General features: G+C 64.4%; 18 protein-coding genes and 1 pseudogene. 11 read left to right on the plus strand and 8 right to left on the minus strand.

Translation table 11 applies throughout. From position 1 onward, the window contains the following. Positions 1-325: 325 nt before the first annotated feature. Together AB0J47_RS00450 and AB0J47_RS00455 are read right to left on the minus strand one after the other, a co-directional pair. Positions 326-2,356 carry an NADPH-dependent 2,4-dienoyl-CoA reductase gene (locus AB0J47_RS00450; RefSeq protein ID WP_364338830.1) on the minus strand — a complete coding sequence of 677 codons (2,031 nt, stop codon included), beginning with the start codon at positions 2,354-2,356 and terminating at the stop codon, positions 326-328. Next, positions 2,353-2,934 carry a PadR family transcriptional regulator gene (locus AB0J47_RS00455; protein ID WP_364338832.1) on the minus strand — a complete coding sequence of 194 codons (582 nt, stop codon included), beginning with the start codon at positions 2,932-2,934 and terminating at the stop codon, positions 2,353-2,355. The genes AB0J47_RS00450 and AB0J47_RS00455 overlap by 4 nt, the downstream gene beginning before the upstream one ends. 149 nt (positions 2,935-3,083) lie before the next feature. Between AB0J47_RS00455 and AB0J47_RS00460 the strand changes: the two genes are divergently transcribed. Both AB0J47_RS00460 and AB0J47_RS00465 read left to right on the plus strand, forming a co-directional pair. After that, entirely contained in the window at positions 3,084-4,430 is a 1,347-nt protein-coding gene (locus AB0J47_RS00460) for an MFS transporter (RefSeq protein ID WP_364338834.1), read from the plus strand. A 36-nt stretch (positions 4,431-4,466) separates the two neighbouring features. Further along, entirely contained in the window at positions 4,467-5,225 is a 759-nt protein-coding gene (locus AB0J47_RS00465) for an SDR family oxidoreductase (protein WP_364338836.1), read from the plus strand. On the opposite strand, the gene AB0J47_RS00470 is transcribed toward AB0J47_RS00465, so the two are convergent. Next, positions 5,222-5,842, minus strand: a complete 621-nt coding sequence (locus tag AB0J47_RS00470) for a TetR family transcriptional regulator (protein ID WP_364338838.1) — start codon at positions 5,840-5,842, stop codon at positions 5,222-5,224. The two genes, AB0J47_RS00465 and AB0J47_RS00470, sit on opposite strands and share 4 nt — an antisense overlap. A gap of 183 nt (positions 5,843-6,025) precedes the next feature. Here AB0J47_RS00470 and AB0J47_RS00475 point away from each other — a divergent pair, with 183 nt between their 5' ends. The 3 genes from AB0J47_RS00475 to AB0J47_RS00485 are packed head-to-tail and all read left to right on the plus strand — an operon-like array spanning position 6,026 to position 8,558. After that, positions 6,026-7,084, plus strand: coding sequence for an FAD-binding oxidoreductase (locus tag AB0J47_RS00475; RefSeq protein WP_364338840.1), 1,059 nt, complete (start codon positions 6,026-6,028; stop codon positions 7,082-7,084). Positions 7,085-7,100: 16 nt separating this feature from the next. Continuing rightward, on the plus strand, positions 7,101-8,249 hold the full coding sequence (locus AB0J47_RS00480; protein WP_364338842.1) for an acyl-CoA desaturase: 1,149 nt from the start codon (positions 7,101-7,103) through the stop codon (positions 8,247-8,249). A gap of 42 nt (positions 8,250-8,291) precedes the next feature. Then, positions 8,292-8,558, plus strand: coding sequence for a hypothetical protein (locus AB0J47_RS00485; RefSeq protein WP_364338844.1), 267 nt, complete (start codon positions 8,292-8,294; stop codon positions 8,556-8,558). Here AB0J47_RS00485 and AB0J47_RS00490 read toward each other — a convergent pair whose 3' ends face one another. After that, positions 8,559-9,095, minus strand: coding sequence for a DUF4254 domain-containing protein (locus AB0J47_RS00490; protein WP_364338846.1), 537 nt, complete (start codon positions 9,093-9,095; stop codon positions 8,559-8,561). A 333-nt stretch (positions 9,096-9,428) separates the two neighbouring features. Between AB0J47_RS00490 and AB0J47_RS00495 the strand changes: the two genes are divergently transcribed. Further along, positions 9,429-9,815, plus strand: a complete 387-nt coding sequence (locus AB0J47_RS00495; RefSeq protein ID WP_364338848.1) for a hypothetical protein — start codon at positions 9,429-9,431, stop codon at positions 9,813-9,815. Between the two features lie 6 nt (positions 9,816-9,821). Then, positions 9,822-9,926, plus strand: a pseudogene (locus AB0J47_RS00500) (DUF4389 domain-containing protein); the annotation flags it as partial. A gap of 149 nt (positions 9,927-10,075) precedes the next feature. Here AB0J47_RS00500 and AB0J47_RS00505 read toward each other — a convergent pair. Genes AB0J47_RS00505 through AB0J47_RS00515 form a run of 3 tightly spaced genes read right to left on the minus strand, consistent with a single transcriptional unit; the run spans position 10,076 to position 12,748 of the window. Beyond that, a complete protein-coding gene (locus AB0J47_RS00505; RefSeq protein ID WP_364338850.1) occupies positions 10,076-11,065 on the minus strand; it encodes an ATP-binding cassette domain-containing protein in 990 nt (329 codons plus the stop codon). Positions 11,066-11,067: 2 nt separating this feature from the next. Beyond that, positions 11,068-11,901: an ABC-2 family transporter protein gene (locus AB0J47_RS00510; protein ID WP_364338853.1), complete on the minus strand. Its 834-nt coding sequence runs from the start codon at positions 11,899-11,901 to the stop codon at positions 11,068-11,070. After that, on the minus strand, positions 11,894-12,748 hold the full coding sequence (locus AB0J47_RS00515) for an ABC-2 family transporter protein (RefSeq protein ID WP_364338855.1): 855 nt from the start codon (positions 12,746-12,748) through the stop codon (positions 11,894-11,896). Before AB0J47_RS00515 ends, AB0J47_RS00510 begins: the two co-directional genes overlap by 8 nt. 310 nt (positions 12,749-13,058) lie before the next feature. On the opposite strand from AB0J47_RS00515, the gene ectB reads away from it, so the two are divergent. Beyond that, positions 13,059-14,300, plus strand: coding sequence for a diaminobutyrate--2-oxoglutarate transaminase (ectB, locus tag AB0J47_RS00520; RefSeq protein ID WP_364338857.1), 1,242 nt, complete (start codon positions 13,059-13,061; stop codon positions 14,298-14,300). Here the strand turns inward: ectB and AB0J47_RS00525 are convergent, their stop codons facing one another. Further along, positions 14,301-14,960: a L,D-transpeptidase family protein gene (locus AB0J47_RS00525; protein WP_364338860.1), complete on the minus strand. Its 660-nt coding sequence runs from the start codon at positions 14,958-14,960 to the stop codon at positions 14,301-14,303. It abuts the gene before it with no gap. A gap of 121 nt (positions 14,961-15,081) precedes the next feature. On the opposite strand from AB0J47_RS00525, the gene AB0J47_RS00530 reads away from it, so the two are divergent. The 3 genes from AB0J47_RS00530 (at position 15,082) to AB0J47_RS00540 (ending at position 16,848) form a co-directional block, all read left to right on the plus strand. Beyond that, positions 15,082-15,465, plus strand: coding sequence for a VOC family protein (locus AB0J47_RS00530; protein WP_364338862.1), 384 nt, complete (start codon positions 15,082-15,084; stop codon positions 15,463-15,465). Positions 15,466-15,606: 141 nt separating this feature from the next. Beyond that, the gene (locus AB0J47_RS00535; protein ID WP_364338864.1) at positions 15,607-16,086 is read left to right on the plus strand and encodes a DUF4383 domain-containing protein; all 480 of its coding nucleotides are present in this window, start codon (positions 15,607-15,609) and stop codon (positions 16,084-16,086) included. A 153-nt stretch (positions 16,087-16,239) separates the two neighbouring features. Continuing rightward, the gene (locus tag AB0J47_RS00540; protein WP_364338865.1) at positions 16,240-16,848 is read left to right on the plus strand and encodes a hypothetical protein; all 609 of its coding nucleotides are present in this window, start codon (positions 16,240-16,242) and stop codon (positions 16,846-16,848) included. Positions 16,849-16,876: the final 28 nt, after the last annotated feature.

Raw genomic sequence — 16,876 nt, forward strand, 5'->3', positions numbered from 1 at the left:
AGAAGAGCCTAGGCGATCCACCCAACCTCAACCGCCCAGGCCACGCCGCACCTCCACCGAGTCGGATCGAGAATGCAACCCTGGAGGGGCGCTCTCGACGTTTGCCTCCCCACGCATGGCGTTCAACGGCCCAGGACCCGACCGCAGGGCACAGTGGGGAGGGACACGCTCGCTCGGCGCCTACGTCGGCACCTGCCGCTGCCTGGTCCGACACCTCGCCCCCGCCAAGCCCGCATTAGCCCTGGCGTCGAGAATGCGCTGGTGGAGGGGTGCCTTCGGGCGTCTGCCGCTACCAGCGCATGGTGATCAACGGTCCAGGTCTGCGTTACAGGCGGGCTGCTAGGCGGGTGCCCTGGTCGATGGCGCGCTTGGCGTCGAGTTCGGCGGCTAGGTCGGCGCCGCCGATCAGGTGGATGTTGGCCCCGGCGGCGCGTAGCGGTTCTTCGAGTTCGCGGACGGATTCCTGGCCTGCGCAGATGATGACGTTGTCGACCGGAATCAATTGGGGGCGTTGGCGTTTCTCGCCGAAGCTGATGTGTAGGCCGTTGTCGTCGATGCGTTCGTAGTTGACGCCGCCGACGTGCTCGACGCCCTTCGCCTGGAGTGCCGCGCGGTGCACCCAACCTGAAGTCTTGCCGAGATCCTTGCCGAATGAGGTCGACTTGCGTTGCAGCAGAACGACTTCGCGGGCTGCCGGTGCGGGCTTGGGTTTGGTGAGCTGGCCGCGGGCCTGTTCATCCGCCGAGTCTACGCCCCACTCTTCCTTCCACTCGTCGAGCTTGAGTGTGGGGTGTCCGTCGACGGTGAGGAATTCGCTTATGTCGTAGCCGATGCCGCCCGCGCCGATGACGGCGACGCGCTTGCCGACCGGCCGCTCCTCGCGCACCAGTTCGGCATAGGACAGCACCATCGGGTGGTCGATGCCAGGGATGTTCGGAATGCGCGGGCGCACGCCGGTGGCCAGCACGATCTCGTCGTAGCGCGCCTCGAGCAACTGTGCCGCGGTGACCCGCTTGTTCAGGTGCAGGGTCACACCGGTGACCTCCAGCATCCTGGTGTAGTAGCGGATCGACTCGTTGAACTCTTCCTTGCCCGGAATGCGGCGCGCGATATCGAACTGTCCGCCGATCTTGTCGTCGGCCTCGAAAAGATCGACTTGGTGCCCACGTTCGGCGAGATTCACCGCCGCCGACAGTCCGGCCGGGCCCGCCCCGACCACCGCGACGCGCTTGGTGCGCCGAGTCGGGAGCAGCTTCAGCTCGGTCTCGTGGCCGGCGCGCGGGTTCAGCAGGCAGGACACGGTCTTGCGCTGGAACGCGTGGTCCAGGCAGGCCTGGTTGCAGGCGATGCAGGTGTTGATCTCGTCGACCCGGTCGGCGGCAGCCTTGTTCACCCATTCCGGATCGGTGAGGAAAGGTCGCGCCAGCGAAACCAGTTGCGCGTCACCGCGGGTGAGGATCTCCTCGGCGATCTCGGGCATATTGATCCGGTTGGACGCGCAGACCGGAATGTTCACCTGCTCGGTGATCTTCGCGGTGAATTCGACGAAGGCGGCCCGCGGTACCGAGGTGACGATGGTTGGCACCCGCGCCTCGTGCCAGCCGATATCGGTATTCAGAATGCTGGCACCCGCGGCTTCGAGTTCCTTTGCCAGCGCGACGATTTCGTCGAAAGTCTGACCGTTCTCGACCAATTCGGCCATGGATAAACGGAATACGATGATGAAGTCGGGCCCGACCGCGGCGCGGGTGCGACGCACGATCTCCACCGCCAGCCGGCGTCGGTTCTCCGGCGTACCGCCCCACTTGTCGGTGCGCTTATTCGTGCGCGGCGCGAGGAACTGGTTGATGAAATAGCCTTCACCGCCCATGATTTCGCAACCGTCGTAGCCCGCGAACTGGGCCAGCTTCGCACAGCGGGCGTAGTCGTCGATGGTTTGCTCGACCCCCCGCGCGGAGAGCTTGCGCGGCCGGAACGGATTGATCGGTGCCTTGATCGAGGATGCCGAAACACTGCCTGGCATATAGGAATAACGGCCCGCGTGCAGGATCTGGATGGCGATCTTGCCGCCCTCTTTGTGTACGGCCTTGGTGATCACCCGGTGCCGGTAGGCCTCGGACTTATTGGTGAGTTTCGCGCCGAACGGCAGCAGCCAGCCGGTGCGGTTCGGGGCGTAGCCGCCGGTGATGATGAGACCTACACCGCCGCGGGCGCGCTCGGCGAAATAGGCGGCGAGCCGGTTGGTATCCCAGGCACGATCCTCCAGGCCGGTATGCATCGACCCCATGATCACGCGATTGCGCAGTGTGGTGAAGCCGAGATCGAGGGGCTCGAAAAGATGGGGGAACGAACTCATCGCTGAGTCTCACCTTTCTTCGGGTCCGCGTGCGGGGCTGTTGCACGAGGTTGCAGGGCTTGCAGTACTTCGTCGCACCATTCGACGAATCCGGACTCCACGCGGATGCCCGCGCGCAGCACGAGGTACTGGTGCAGTGGGGTACCGGAGAGCTGATCCCCAGCGGGGAAGTCACGTTTCTCGATGAGTCGGAACAGTTCGAGGCGCTGACTGTGCTGCTCGCGATGCCGGACGACCTCGTCGCAGAGCGCGCCGATATCGCCGTGCGCGGCGGCGCGAATCTTCACGCCGAGTTCGTTGCGCGGCATCGAGGTATCGGTCGGCGCGGCGATCCAGCGCGCCAGTTCTGTCCGGCCGGCCTCGTTCACCGAGTAGACCTTCTTATCCGGCCTGCCCTCCTGGGCCACCGCCTCGCTGCTGAGCCAGCCGGCTTCCTCCATGCGCTTGAGCACGCGATAGATCTGCTGATGGGTGGCCCGCCAGAAGAAGCCGATCGACTTGTCGAAGCGGCGCGCCAACTCATAACCCGAACCGGCGCGCTCGGTCAGCGATACCAGCAGCGCATGTTCGAGTGCCATGACGCCAGGTTATCGTTACACCCGGTACTATGCAACTGGGTGCATAGCCGAGGCGGTATCGAGTGTTGGCCCGCCCGCCGAGGAAATCCGCACTAGGCTGCGCCCATGAGCGCCGCATCGCGCAGCGATTCGATGAGGGTGGTGGCCGGGTGACGGGTGAGTCGGAAGTTGACGCGCGGGCGACTGTCGGGCAGTCAGCCGGGCGCGGACAAGTGGTGGCGTGGGGGTTGTGGGACTGGGGCTCCTCGGCATTCAATGCCGTCATCCTGACCTTCGTCTTCTCGGTGTACCTCACCGATAAGGTCGGCGACGATCTACCGGGTGGAGTTTCACCGAGCGCGTGGCTCGGCTGGGCTCTGGGCACCGCGGGTTTCGTGGTCGCGCTCACCGCGCCGATCAGCGGTCAGCGCTTCGATGCGAGCGCGAAACGTAAACGCTCACTTGGAATGTTGACCGCGCTGACCATCCTGACGATGGCGTTGATGTTTTTCGTGCACGACGACTACCACCACTTCTGGTTCGGTCTGGTCCTGCTCGGCTTCGGTTCCGCATTCTTCGAATTGGCGGGCGTGCCCTACAACGCCATGCTGCGCCAGGTCTCCACCCCGGCCGATGTCGGTCGGGTCTCCGGATTCGGTTGGGCCATGGGCTATTTCGGCGGGATATTCATCCTGCTGATCAGCTACTTCGGCTTCATCTCCGGCCACGGCGACAATCGCGGTCTACTCGGCGTACCCATCGATGACGGTACGAATATCCGATTGGTCGCGATGCTGGCCGCGGTCTGGTTCGCCGCCTTCGCGCTGCCGGTGCTGTTCGCCGTACCCGAATTACCGCATACCAATGCCGATCCCGGTGCGGACAAGGCTGGATTCTTCGGTTCGTACCGGGTGCTGTGGCGGGATCTGCGCGAGCTGTGGTCCGTGGACCGACGCACCGTCGGTTTCCTGATCGCCAGCGCTATCTTCCGCGACGGTCTTGCCGGGGTATTCACCTTCGGTGCCATCCTGGCGGTGCGGGTCTACGGCATCGCCGACTCCGATGTGCTGCTGTTCGGCATCGCCGCGAATGTTGTTGCGGCACTTGGTGCGATCACCGCTGGTCGATTCGACGATCGTCTCGGTCCGAAGATCGTGATCGTGATCTCGCTGGTCGCCATGGTGATCTGTGGCATCGCGCTGTTGATCGTGTCCGGCCCGGTCATGTTCTGGATCTTCGGCCTGCTGCTCACCATCTTCGTCGGCCCCGCCCAATCCGCCGCCCGCTCCTTCCTCACCCGCCTGGCCCCACCCGGTCGCGAGGGCCAGATGTTCGGCCTCTACACCACTACCGGCCGCGCCGTATCCTTCCTCGCTCCAGCGCTTTTCGGGTTCTTCGTCTGGGCGTTCGACGCCGACCGCGCGGGCATTGTCGGCATTGTGGTAGTCCTCGCCGTCGGTTTGGTGGCGTTGCTCCCGGTCCACAAGCCGGATCGCGCCATTGATCCCGCCGAATAGAGTCGTGCCGCGAGGTCGGCCGCCTAGCATCGGATTGTGGCTGTTTCGTATGTGGTGACCGGCGGTGGCCGGGGGATCGGGCGGGCCATCGTGCAAAGCCTGCTCAGCACCGAGAACACGGTGGTGGCCATCGAGCGTGACGCTGCGGCGCTGGCATGGGCGGGCGACCGTGTGCTCGCCGTGATCGGCGACGCATCGTCGGTCGAGACCGCCGAGCGCGCCGCGGATCTCGCGCAGGCGGTAGGCCCGCTGGTCGGATGGGTGAACAATGCGGCGGTTTTCCGGGATGCCGTGGTGCATACCGCGCCCGCGCCGCAGGTGCTCGAGTTGATCAATGCCAACCTGTCACCCGCCGTCATCGGCTGCACGACCGCGGTGCGCCGGTTCCTCGCGGCGGGAGCCGGGGGCGCGATCGTGAATGTCAGCTCGCACCAAGCACAGCGGGCGGTGCCGGGTGCACTGCCCTACAGCACGGCGAAGGCGGCGATCGAAGGGCTGACCCGGGCCATCGCGGTCGAATATGGGCGCAACGATATTCGGTGCAATGCGGTCGCTCCGGGCTCGGTGGATACCGAAAGGTATGCCGAATTCCTGGCCGGACTGACTCCTTCGGCATCGGCGAAGGTGCAGCGGGAAATGGCGGTGCTGCATCCGATCGGGCGTGTGGCCACGACGGGTGAAGTCGCGGCAGCGGTTGCCTTTCTCTTATCGGCGGATGCGAGCTTCATCAACGGGGCGGTGGTCCCGGTGGACGGTGGCCGCTCGGTGCTCGCACTCGATCCGGAAGCCGGCTAGCGCTCCTTGCTCGGCCACCAGGCGGCCATGCCGAGTGCGATGAGGCGGACCTGGCGGATGGTGCGGTCGATGATGGCGGGTTGGTCGCGCGGGGTGGCGGCGACGTAGTCGGCAATGCAGTCGGCGACCGTGGAGACGATCAGGTCGGCGGCCAATTCGAGGTCGTCGGGGGACCAGGAGTCCAGGGCGGGGACGCGGGACAGGTCGACGACCAGTTCGCGCACGATCAATTGCAGTTCGAGCGCGATGGCATGTTGCAGGGCGGCCGAGCCGCCGCGGCGTTCGCGGGTGATGAAGCCGAAGAGTTCGCGTTTGGTGGCGACCTGATCGAAAACAAACCGCACGGTCTCCGATAGTCGGGCATCGGGCGTGCGACGCAGTTGACGCAAGGCCAGGCGCAGCGCTCGGATGCCCTCGTCGACCAGGGCCGCGCCGAGATCGTCGAGTGAGGCGAAATGCCGGTAGAACGCGGTCGGCACAATGCCCGCGGAGCGGGCGATCTCACGCAGGCTCAGCGCGCCGAAGCCACGCTCGGCGGCCAGCGCGAGCGTGCCGTCGAGTAGGGCCTGCCTGGTGCGCTCCTTGCGCTCGCCCCGGGTAGCTGTGGTCTCGGTCATCACAGTGAGCATACAGCCGTTCACCATTCGTCCATTCCAAGGATGTAGTTCGGGTCACATCAGTTCCTGGTTGACACTGGACCCGGTCCATCGGTCACACTAGTTGAGTGTACAGACGTGCACTGAATTCTTCACCGATGAGGGTTCAGGAGTACGTCGCAGCCCGAAAGCAGAGGCAACCACATGGTGGGACTCATCGACTTGGTGCAAACCCTGACCACACCGCACCCGCTCGACCGCTACCTGGAACTCGTCCGCCCCACGCTGACGGTTCGGGAGTTGCGGGCGCAGATCACCCACGTCCGCCGCTCGGTTCCGGGTTCGGTGACGCTGACCCTGCGCCCCACCCGGCAGTGGCGCGGCCACGTCGCGGGGCAGTATGTACAGATCGGCGTCGTGATCGACGGCGTCCGGCACACCAGATGCTATTCACCGGTAAATTCGGCGGGGCGGCGCGACCGCCACCTGCAACTGACGGTCAAGGCGCATCCGGGCGGCCTGGTATCGCAATATCTCTACCGCAATGCCGTACCCGGCATGGTGGTCAGCCTGGAACCGGCCGCTGGTGTCTTCCGACTGCCTGAACCGCGTCCCGAACGAGTGCTGTTGATCAGCGGCGGCAGCGGCATCACCCCGGTGTTGTCCATGCTGCGCACGCTGGCAGATGAGGGCTATCCGGGTGATCTCGCCTTCCTGCACTATGCGAAATCACCGGAGACGGTGCCGCATCGGGCCGAGCTGGAGTCGATTGCGCAGGCGCACAAGAACTTCCGCATCGAACTGCGTTATCCCGGTGACGGTTCAGGCCATTTCGACTACGACCAACTCGAACGAGTCGCACCTTGGTTCGCTGACGGCGAGACCTACGTCTGCGGTCCACCGGGCCTGATGGACGCGGTGCGCAAGATCTTCGAGGCCGAGCAGTTGGAGGAGCGGCTGCATACCGAGGAATTCACCCTGTCCGCCACCCCCGTCGACGCCGACGAGGCCTTCGGCACGGTCAACTTCTCGGCCAGCGGCCGCAGCGCTGAGAACAACGGTGCCGTCCTGCTGGAGCAGGCCGAGGCCGCGGGGCTGACACCGGAATATGGCTGCCGGATGGGCATCTGCTTCTCCTGCACCGCGGTTCGCCGCTCCGGCTGCACCCGCAATGTGCGCACCGGCGAAACCGACAGCGACCCGGATCAGCCCATCCAGCTCTGCATCAACGCGCCCGTCGGCGACGTCGACATCGATATCTGACAAAGGGGACTGAGCAATGACAATTCTGACCGAAACGAAAGACGGCCCGCTGGTACTGAGCCCGGACCAGGTCGAGGAACTCGGCCGGGCCCTCGACGAGCTGCGTGCCCGGGTCGTCGCCGATCTCGGCGACGCCGATCGCGAATACATCTACTCGATCATCAAGGCGCAGCGCGGTTTCGAGATCGCCGGACGCAGCCTGATGTATCTCGGCTTCCTGCCGCCGTTCTGGCTGGCCGCGGTGGCCGCGCTGAGTGTGTCGAAGATCCTGGACAATATGGAGATCGGCCATAATGTCATGCACGGCCAGTACGACTGGATGCGTGAGCGCGGCCTGAATTCCCGTGAGTTCGAATGGGATACGGTCTGCCCGGCGGATCAGTGGAAGCATTCGCACAACTACATGCACCACACCTTCACCAATATCCACGGCATGGATCGCGATATCGGCTACGGCATCCTGCGCATGGACGAAGCCCAGCAGTGGAATCCGCTGCGACTGGGCCAGCCGCTCTACGCTTTCGCGCTGATGGTGCTGTTCGAGTGGGGTGTGATGGGCCATGACCTGGAGGTGGAGAACATCATCCGGGGCAAGAAGAGCTGGTCGGACATCAAGCGATTGGTGAAGGGCCAGTGGCGCAAGGCCGGTCGGCAGGTGCTCAAGGACTACCTCGTCTTCCCAGCGCTGACCGGTCCGCTGTTCGTCAGCACACTCGCCGGAAACACCGCCGCGAATCTGGTGCGCAATCTCTGGGCCTTCTCCATCATTTTCTGCGGCCACTTCCCCACGGGCGTACAGACGTTCACCGAAGCGGAGACCGCCGAGGAGACCCGTGGTGAATGGTATGTCCGGCAGATGCTCGGCTCGGCCAACATCACCGGCAGCAGGCTCTTCCACATCATGTCCGGCAATTTGTCGCACCAGATCGAGCACCACCTGTTCCCGGATCTGCCCGCGAACCGCTATCCGCAGATCGCGCCGGAGGTTCGGGATCTGTGCGAGAAGTATGGATTGCCCTACAACACCGGTTCGCTCGGTGAGCAAGTCGGATCGGTGTGGCTGAAGATTTTCAAGCTGGCACTGCCGGCGTTCTTGGTCGGGAAGGAGTCCACGCCCGGTGTTATCGTAATGCGACAGCGGAACACAACCGAAGTGGGCGTGTGAATGATCGGGAAATTCGAAAGCAACAAGGATCTAATTCAAGAATTGACTTCCTCTGGTGCGCGACATGTCGGAAATATTGCGAATATCATCACCGGCACCGTCGCGGAGGTCACCCGGGAGATCGGTGAGTGGATCACCGACGCCATCGAGATGAACGAGGCCGCGGACGCCGCGCGTAAGGATGCCGCGGCGCAGGATACGAACGATTTCGTCGATGAGGCCGATGTGTCCTATGACGCGGAGGTCGAGCCGAGCGCGCCGTTCGTCGAGGCGGAAGTGGTCGAGTCGGAGATGGACAAGCCCCGGTGATCACCACACCGGCAGCCTGCGCCGGTGCTCGATCACATCGGTGATCAGGTCCTTGTACCCGTCGGCCAGTTCGGCCAATCGGCTCCACTGCAGTTGGGCGTAATCGTCCAGCTGCAGTGGATGCGGTGGCCCCACGGGTGCCGAAATGCCCAATGCATGTTGTGCCGCAACCCATTTCGCCGCCATTCGATCGATAACGGCACCCAGGGTCTCGGTGTGCAGCGAGGCGCCGGCACGGTGCTCCACATTGCCGGCAACCCAATTGTCGATATGGCCGACCAGTTCGGTTCGGTGTGCGTCGAGGTCATCGACGAGCTGTAGGTACTGTGCTACGCGGCCGCTCGGCGTGTCCGGCGCATGTGCCGCCTGCAGGGCATTGCGCCTGCGTTCATGACATTCGACCAGTGCGCGTCCAGCGGCCAGGACACGGTGCCGGTGTCGATTCGGATCGTGCGGATCGCGAAATGCGCGCAGTAGCGCCGATGGCGATGGCAGCTCGTCGGCTTCGATACGACCCGCTGCGTATTCGGTATGCATGATGCACGCCCCTGCGGTGGCGATGGGTGTGTCTTTGGATGCGCCAGGGCCGAGGAGGATTTCGGGGAGGGGCACCCCTCGGCTCCGGCGCAGCCCCGCACTCGGATCGCCCTCCATACAGTCCACCAACACGGCAAAGAAACCGGGAAATCCGCGACGATGCGATGAGGAAGACGGCCCGAGATAATCGGGACCTTTTCAGGAAAGCGCGATAGTCGAATCGGCGCAATAGAATGGTGTAGAAACAGATGAGCTGCCGGGAAATCGTTATGATCCGTTACGGATCGGTCACATAACCGCCGACTTTCCTACCTTCGTGAAATCGCTGAGCGCATGAGCAGCAACCACTTCCGGCGAGGTGCGAGCGAGACCTCGTTCGATCGACTAGCCTCGGTGTTCGTGCCCGCCTATGTGTCTTCGCCCGAGCTGACGTTCGGGTTCATGTTCGCGCTGGAAGATCCGGAGCGAATCGCCGAGGTGGTGCGCACGCTCATCCTCCGCAAGACGGTGTCGGTGTTCCGACTCGCGCGCCTGTCCGACGACGACGGGCCGCCCGAACGCTATGTCGTGAACTGGGCGGTGATTCCGCAGATCTCGATCACCACCAGCGCCCCGGACCCGGACGAGTTGGAGGCCGGACAGATCATGCTGGTGAACGCCTTCCTCGGTGAGGAGGGGGAGGTCAGTCTGTACTCGGCCCAGGGGCAGGCGCCGGGCTGAGGCCCGGTGGTCGCATTCTTCGCGATTCTGATCATCGGTAACTTTCCGCGCGCACTGTTCGACTTCAAGGTCGGCGTCATGCGCTGGCGTTGGCGGGTCGGCTTCTACGCCTACTGCTCGGCCTGCACCGGTGGTCCATCCGGGGTTGCCTACGCCTCGCCGATGCGTGACGAATATCCGCCGTTCCGACTCGACCAGGACGCCCGCGCACTCGAAAACAACTGAATGTCAACCGAATCCGGAGCCGGACCGCGGGTCGGTCACCAGGCGGATTCATAGATCCGCCGGACCACGTCCTCGATGTCCGGCTCCTCTATCGACAGGTCGCGCACCTCGGCGCGATCGGCGACCGCCGCCAGAACCAGTGCGGCGGTGGTGGATTCGGCATCGAAGGCCAAACGCTGTCGCATGCCCCCGCCCTCGCTGGTCAACAGTTCGGCGCTCGGCAGATCGTCGAGATCGCGGGTCGGTTCGGCCAGGTCGACGACCAGCACCCGCCGCGCGCCAACCCGCACCGCCAGACCGGTCAGTGAACCGTCGTACACCAGAGTGCCGCGGTCGACGACAAGCACCCGATCACAGAGCCGCTCGATATCACCCATATCGTGGGTGGTCAGCAACAGGGTGGTGCCGCGCTCGGTGCGTTCGGCGCGCAGGAATTCGCGTAGTCGCTGTTTCGACAGCACATCGAGGCCGATGGTCGGTTCGTCGAGAATGACCAATTCCGGAGAGTGCAACAGTGCCGCGGCTACCTCCGCCCGCATGCGCTGGCCGAGCGAGAGCTGGCGCACCGGGGTGTCCAGTGTCTCGGCCATCTCCAGTTGTTCGACCAACTCGTAGGTACGTTTTTGCGCGACATCGGATTCCAAGCGGTGGATCGCTGCTAGAATCGAGAACGATTCGCGCAGTGGTAGGTCCCACCACAGCTGGGAGCGCTGCCCGAACACCACACCGATTCGGGCGGCGAGTTCACGACGCCGTCGCACCGGGTCCAGGCCGCAGGTGCGCACGGTGCCCGAGGTGGGGACCAGGATGCCGGTCAGCATTTTGATCGTGGTCGACTTGCCCGCCCCGTTCGCGCCGATATATCCCACCGCCGAACCGCGTTCGATGCGAAATGTCATCCGGTCCACCGCGGTGAGTGTTTCGCGGCTGCGTCGCCAGCGATGCCCGTTCTTGCGGTACAGAATGAATTGTCTTGTCAGGTTCTCGATCTCGATGATCGAGTCCGATAACTCGCTGTCCGCCACGCTTATCCGCCGCCTCCCTGATAGTGCCGAGTGCCTAGTCGCCACAAACCAAACGCAAGCAGCCACACCCACAGCGCGGCCAGCGGTGCGCACCAGGCCAGCCAGGGCGGCAGCAGCGGCGGGCCGGGTAGGTGTAGCAGTGCGATGGTCGGTAGATACGCCGTGAACGCGACCGGAATGGCGAAGCCGAATACCAGCCTCAGCGACGTCGGAAACACCGAAGCCGGTTGCATGGCCGCGAAGGAGCCGCCGTAGGTGAAGCTGTTGGTCAATTCCGCACCGTCGATCAGATAGAACTGCGCGCCGGCGGCGCAGACGAACACTCCGCCGAACAGTGCGATGCCACTGAGCAGGGTGGTCACCAGCAGTACGAGAGTTCGCGGACCCCAGTCGAGATCGTTGCGAACGAGACCGAGTCCGAGCACGATGATCGCCACCGAGGCGCGGGCGAATCGGCGCAGCGAGATGTCGCTGGTGATGAGCTGCAACAGAAGTGGTTGGGGGCGCAGGTGGTAGGCGTCGAGCACGCCGAGCCGGATGAGTGTCGGCAGTGAATCAAGGTGGCCGAACAGGACTTGGGCCAGTGCGAATGCGGAATTGCTCAGGCCGAACAGCAGCAGTGCGCCGTCCAGATCGAGGCCGCCGAGCACCTGGACATTGTGGTAGATGACCCAAACCTCGGCGAATTCGACGATGCCGATCAGGAAGGCGCTGAATACCTCACTGGCGAAGGACAATCGATATGCGCGCTGGGCTCGCATCCGCGACCGCAGCACCGCCGCATACGGGGTGAACCAGGTACCGGCCGGTACGGGCGTATACGGGGGCTCAACCACCCTGCACCTCCAGCCTGCGGCGTCCGGCCATCAATAGTGCCCGGCCCACCGCACCGACCGCGAGTACCCAGAACACTTGTGCGGCAACGACCGTCACGGCGTCCATCCCGATGACCCGACCCGACAGGATGTCGATCGGCGACTGCAGGATCGACGGGAACGGAGTGGCCTGCGCGACGGTGCGCAGCCATGCCGGGAACATGTGGACCGGCACGAACAACCCGGCCAGAAACGTGCCGCAGATCTGGTATAGCACTCGCAGGCCGCGGGTTTCCACTACCCAGAATCCGATCAATCCGACGGCGAAAAGGCATAGAAATGACAACGCGACGGCCAGTACCACGCTGACCAGCCCCAGCACGTAGGGTCCGGGCGTGCCGGGCATGAGGAGCCCGAAAGTAAGCACGCCGACCAGTACGCTCGGCACCCCGCGCGGCAGGATCGTGCAGGACGCGCGGCCGAGATCCATGGCGAGATAACTGAACTGGACATCGACCGGACGCAAGAAGTCGATCGCGATATCGCCGTTCTTGACTCGATCCACCAATTCCAGTGGTGGCCCCATGAATTGAGTCGCACCGAGCAGTCCCTGTGACAGCCAGACGTAGGCGCCGATCGATCCGACGTCGTAACCACCGAAGCCGCCGGAGGCGCGCACCGCCGACATCATCACCGCCGCGCGCACGAATCCGAACACGCAGTTGGTGAACAGGCCCGCGAACATCGCGAGTTTGTATTGGGATTGGCGTCGGAAACCGGCTCGTACGAGGTAGAGGTACAGCCGCGCGGTCCGGAGTGGGTGCGCTACGGCGAGCTGCGAACTGTTGCCCTCCACTCTGCCGCGCACAAAAAGCTAACTCTACGGTGCGTCGGGGGACGCGCGGTAGGTAAGCGCGCGATTTTTGGAAAAGTGCGACAAACCTGCTGCACCAATGTTAGAAACACAGTCACTTCAGATTTGCCTCGTGGGCGCTCGCGCACGACAGGAAGGATCGTCGATGACTGTCGCCGCTAGCGACTGCTCGCAGGTCGCTCGAGACAACACCGCTAGCGACTGCTCGCAGGTCGCTCGAAACAACACCGCTAGCGACTGCTCGCAGGTCGCTCGAAACAGCACCGCTAGCGACTGCTCGCAGGTCGCTCGAAACAGCACCGCATTGACCGTTTTCGAGACGCTCGAGTCGAATGTGCGCGGGTACTGCCGGGCCTGGCCGACCGTCTTCGACACCGGCAGCGGGTCCTGGTTGCGTGATGAGAACGGCAAGGACTACCTGGACTTCTTCGCGGGTGCGGGCGCACTCAACTACGGCCACAACAATCCGGTGCTGAAGCGGGCACTGCTGGACTACATCGTCGGCGATGGCATCACACATAGCCTCGACATGTCGACCGTCGCCAAGCGACGGCTGCTGGAGGCCTTGCGGGACACGATCTTCGAGCCGCGCGGCCTCGACTACAAGGTGCAGTTTCCCGGTCCGACCGGCGCAAATGCGGTCGAGGCCGCGCTGAAGTTGGCTCGCAAGGTCACCGGACGTCAGACCGTTCTCAACTTCACCAACGCCTTCCACGGCATGTCGCTCGGCGCCCTATCGGTGACCGGAAATGCCGCCAAACGCGCGGCTGCCGGTGTACCACTGCCGCATACGATGCCCATGCCCTACGACGGGTTCCTCGATGTGGCCGACGATCTGCGCTGGATGCGGCGGGCCCTGGACGATTCGTCCTCGGGGGTGGACAAGCCCGCCGCGGTGATCGTGGAGACGGTGCAGGGCGAGGGCGGGGTGAATGTCGCCCGCTCGCAATGGCTGCGGCAGCTGGCCGAATTGTGCAGGGCGCGCGGAATTCTGCTGATCGTCGACGATGTGCAGATGGGTTGCGGACGGACCGGCGGGTTTTTCTCATTCGAGTTCGCGGGCATCACTCCCGACATCGTGACGCTGTCGAAATCCATCGGCGGTTACGGGTTGCCCATGGCTCTGGTGCTTTTCAAGCCCGAACTCGATCAGTGGGCGCCCGGTGAGCACAACGGGACCTTTCGCGGCAACAATGCGGCATTCGTCACCGCGCGGGTCGCGCTCGAGCACTATTGGTCAGATAGTGCGCTGGAGATTTCGACGGTGGCCAAAGGGGAGCGCACGGCACGCGTGCTCGCCGACATCGCAGCGGCATCTCCCGGTGTCTCGACGCGCGGTCGCGGGCTGGTGCACGGCATCGTGTTCGAGGAAGCCTCACGCGCGGGCAAGGTGTGCCAACTCGCCTTCGAGCGCGGGCTGCTCGTGGAGACCTCCGGTTCGGTCGACGAGGTGGTAAAGCTGATGCCGCCGTTGACGATCAGCCAGGACGAATTGGATCGCGGATTGACGTTGCTCGCCGGCGCGGTGGAGGCGATCTGCGGATAGTCACCTGCTGCCGATATTGATCACCGGGTGCGCGCTCGGATCCAGCCATCGCATAACGGCGCTGAGGTCGGCAGCCGGGATCGACACGCATCCGGCGGTCGGGCCTCCGGTCTCGACATGGAGGAAGAACGCCGAACCCGCGCCCGCGACGACGGGCTGACGGTTGTAGTCGATCACGACGGCGTGTTCGTACGCCGCTCCCGCCCGGCCGAGGTTCTCGCTCGCGTTTTCATTGAATTCACAAGTGCCAGTGGCACATTGCGCATAGCGGTTGTAATTCGGCGAGCTGCTATCGGAGACCCACCAGTCCTGCGTGCCGACCTGGCGATAAGGCAGCCGGGTCCCGTCGTTCGGCGCGATCCCGAACGCCTCGCTCAGCGTCCACACCCCAGCGGGAGTGTGCGCCGAATCCTCGCTGGCTCGGCCGATGCCGTCGCGCCCGACATAGGCCAGGAGCGGACCGATCTCGGCGCGCCAGCCGCCTGAAATACGTTGCCACGCAGTCAACGTCGCGGTGGTGGCAGCGGCGTGCTCGGTGACCACGGTGACGACTTGGTCGGCGTCGCCGTGGTACGGCAGGGGTAGATCGGACTTCGATGTGCTGGTGCACGCGGCGACGCCGGCCAGCAGAACCACGAGCAGCACTATGCGTTTCGACAATTGCAACCTCCCGACGGGCCTCGACCCTAATGCAGATTGCGCCCTTGCCATGGCAGGCGGGTTCGAGTGTCCCCGCGCGGGTACGCGATGAGCATTGCCGCGACAAATAGGAGGTCGAACGATGACGGAAGGCAAGGTCGGGAGTCTGCGCACAGTCGTGTTGGATTGCCCGGATCCGCCCAAGCTCGCCGAATTCTACGCCCGCCTGCTCGGCGCCGAACCGACCTACACCTCGGATGACACGTGGGTTGTCATCGAAGAACCCGGCGGCAGGCGCTTGGCCTTCCAATACGCGCCGCAATATCGACCACCGCGCTTCCCGGATCCGGAAGCATCCCAGCAGATACATTTCGACGTGCTGGTGGACGATATCGCGGAGGCCGAGCCGAAGGCGCTCGCGCTCGGCGCGCGGTTGGTGCAGGCCAATGACGACGAGCAGTTCCGTGTCTATGCCGATCCAGTCGGACACACCTTCTGCCTCATCTGGCTGCATCGGCGCTCCTGAGTGCTGGACCTGCGGGTTTGTCCGTTTGTCCACGCGGCGCGTGGGTATGACGCAGGTGACTGCCGCCACCGGCAGTCGCTGAAATCAAGTCGCACGAAGCGGGCGCCCGTCCGGACGCCTGGTTCGGGAGAGGCAGTCACCATGGCCGCGCATCACGCGCAAACCTCCGCGCATTGGACGCCGCTGCGCATCGCGGCGGCGGCGGTCGGTGCGGTGTTCCTGGTGGTCGGCGTGCTCGGCTTCATTCCGGGCGTCACCACGAATTACGACAGCATGGAATGGGCCGGACACAGCTCCGACGCCCAACTTCTCGGGCTGTTCAACGTCTCGATCCTGCACAACATCGTCCACCTGGTATTCGGCGTAGCCGGCCTGCTGGCATCGCGCACAGTGCTCGCATCCCGGGCGTTCCTGCTCGGCGGCGGTCTTATCTACTTGGTGCTGTGGTTGTACGGGCTGGTCATCGACCAGCACAGCGATGCGAACTTCGTCCCGGTGAACACCGCCGACAACTGGCTGCACTTCGCCCTCGGCGTCGGCATGGTCGCCGTCGGGGCGGCGCTCGGTTGGTCGGGCAGCCGACGAGGCATAACCGGGCATCCGCGTCCGTCGATTCAATAGCTACGAGTCGATGAATCCCGCTTGGATGCGGCCCAGCGGGGTTTGTCCATATTCCGGGTTCCGCCGATGCATCAACCGGCGAGTCGGGGGAATGCCCCGGGTAGGAGTCGCGGTCTGGAGCGGACCGTGGCTTCGTCGTAGGAGGTGATGAAGGTGTCGGAGCCGCCGATGTGGCCGGTGCGGAGCTGGCGGATGCAGCCCTGGAATCCCAGTCCGCTGATGCGGGTCTCTGATCGGGTGGAGGGGTTCGTCCGCATTCTGGCCGTCCTGATGCTGCTGATCGCCGTGCCGACCGCGGCGGCGGCCGGTACCGCGGCCTATAGCTCGGCATCCGCACGAATCCACACTGAGAATGCGACGAAAGTCGTTGTGACAGGGACCATTATCGGCACCCCCGCCCGGGTCACCGCACCCATAGCGGACCGCAACGCAACGGTCCGCGACCACTTCGAGGCGCAGGTGTCCTGGATCCACGACGGCAAGTCCGGCACCGCGACCGTCGGCGTCCCCGATGCCGCCGAACCCGGCCAGCCCGCTTCTGTCTGGCTGGGCCCGGACGGCAAACCGACCGCCCCTCCCGAACAATCCAGTGCCGCCGCCGTGCACGGCATCGGTGTGGGTGTCGCCGTTCTACTCGAAATCGGTTGCGGTGTAGCAGCGGTCGTCTGGGCCACCACATGGGCGCTGAACCACCGCCGACACATCCGTTTGGACCGGGAGTGGCGTCAATTCAGCCACCCCACCGGTCAGGGCAGCCAATGATGTACTCGGAGCTCCGGCAGCGAATTGC

Source organism: Nocardia sp. NPDC049737 (assembly GCF_040674755.1).
In the GTDB taxonomy this organism is placed as follows: domain Bacteria; phylum Actinomycetota; class Actinomycetes; order Mycobacteriales; family Mycobacteriaceae; genus Nocardia.

Bases quoted from the DNA above. Each gene is read 5' to 3' on its own strand.
- AB0J47_RS00450 (WP_364338830.1), bottom strand. From the start codon at position 2,356: ATGAGTTCGTTCCCCCATCTTTTCGAGCCCCTCGATCTCGGCTTCACC.
- AB0J47_RS00495 (WP_364338848.1), top strand. From the start codon at position 9,429: ATGAGCAGCAACCACTTCCGGCGAGGTGCGAGCGAGACCTCGTTCGAT.
- AB0J47_RS00480 (WP_364338842.1), top strand. From the start codon at position 7,101: ATGACAATTCTGACCGAAACGAAAGACGGCCCGCTGGTACTGAGCCCG.
- AB0J47_RS00470 (WP_364338838.1), bottom strand. From the start codon at position 5,842: ATGACCGAGACCACAGCTACCCGGGGCGAGCGCAAGGAGCGCACCAGG.
- AB0J47_RS00530 (WP_364338862.1), top strand. From the start codon at position 15,082: ATGACGGAAGGCAAGGTCGGGAGTCTGCGCACAGTCGTGTTGGATTGC.
- AB0J47_RS00535 (WP_364338864.1), top strand. From the start codon at position 15,607: ATGGCCGCGCATCACGCGCAAACCTCCGCGCATTGGACGCCGCTGCGC.
- AB0J47_RS00455 (WP_364338832.1), bottom strand. From the start codon at position 2,934: ATGGCACTCGAACATGCGCTGCTGGTATCGCTGACCGAGCGCGCCGGT.
- AB0J47_RS00490 (WP_364338846.1), bottom strand. From the start codon at position 9,095: ATGCATACCGAATACGCAGCGGGTCGTATCGAAGCCGACGAGCTGCCA.
- AB0J47_RS00475 (WP_364338840.1), top strand. From the start codon at position 6,026: ATGGTGGGACTCATCGACTTGGTGCAAACCCTGACCACACCGCACCCG.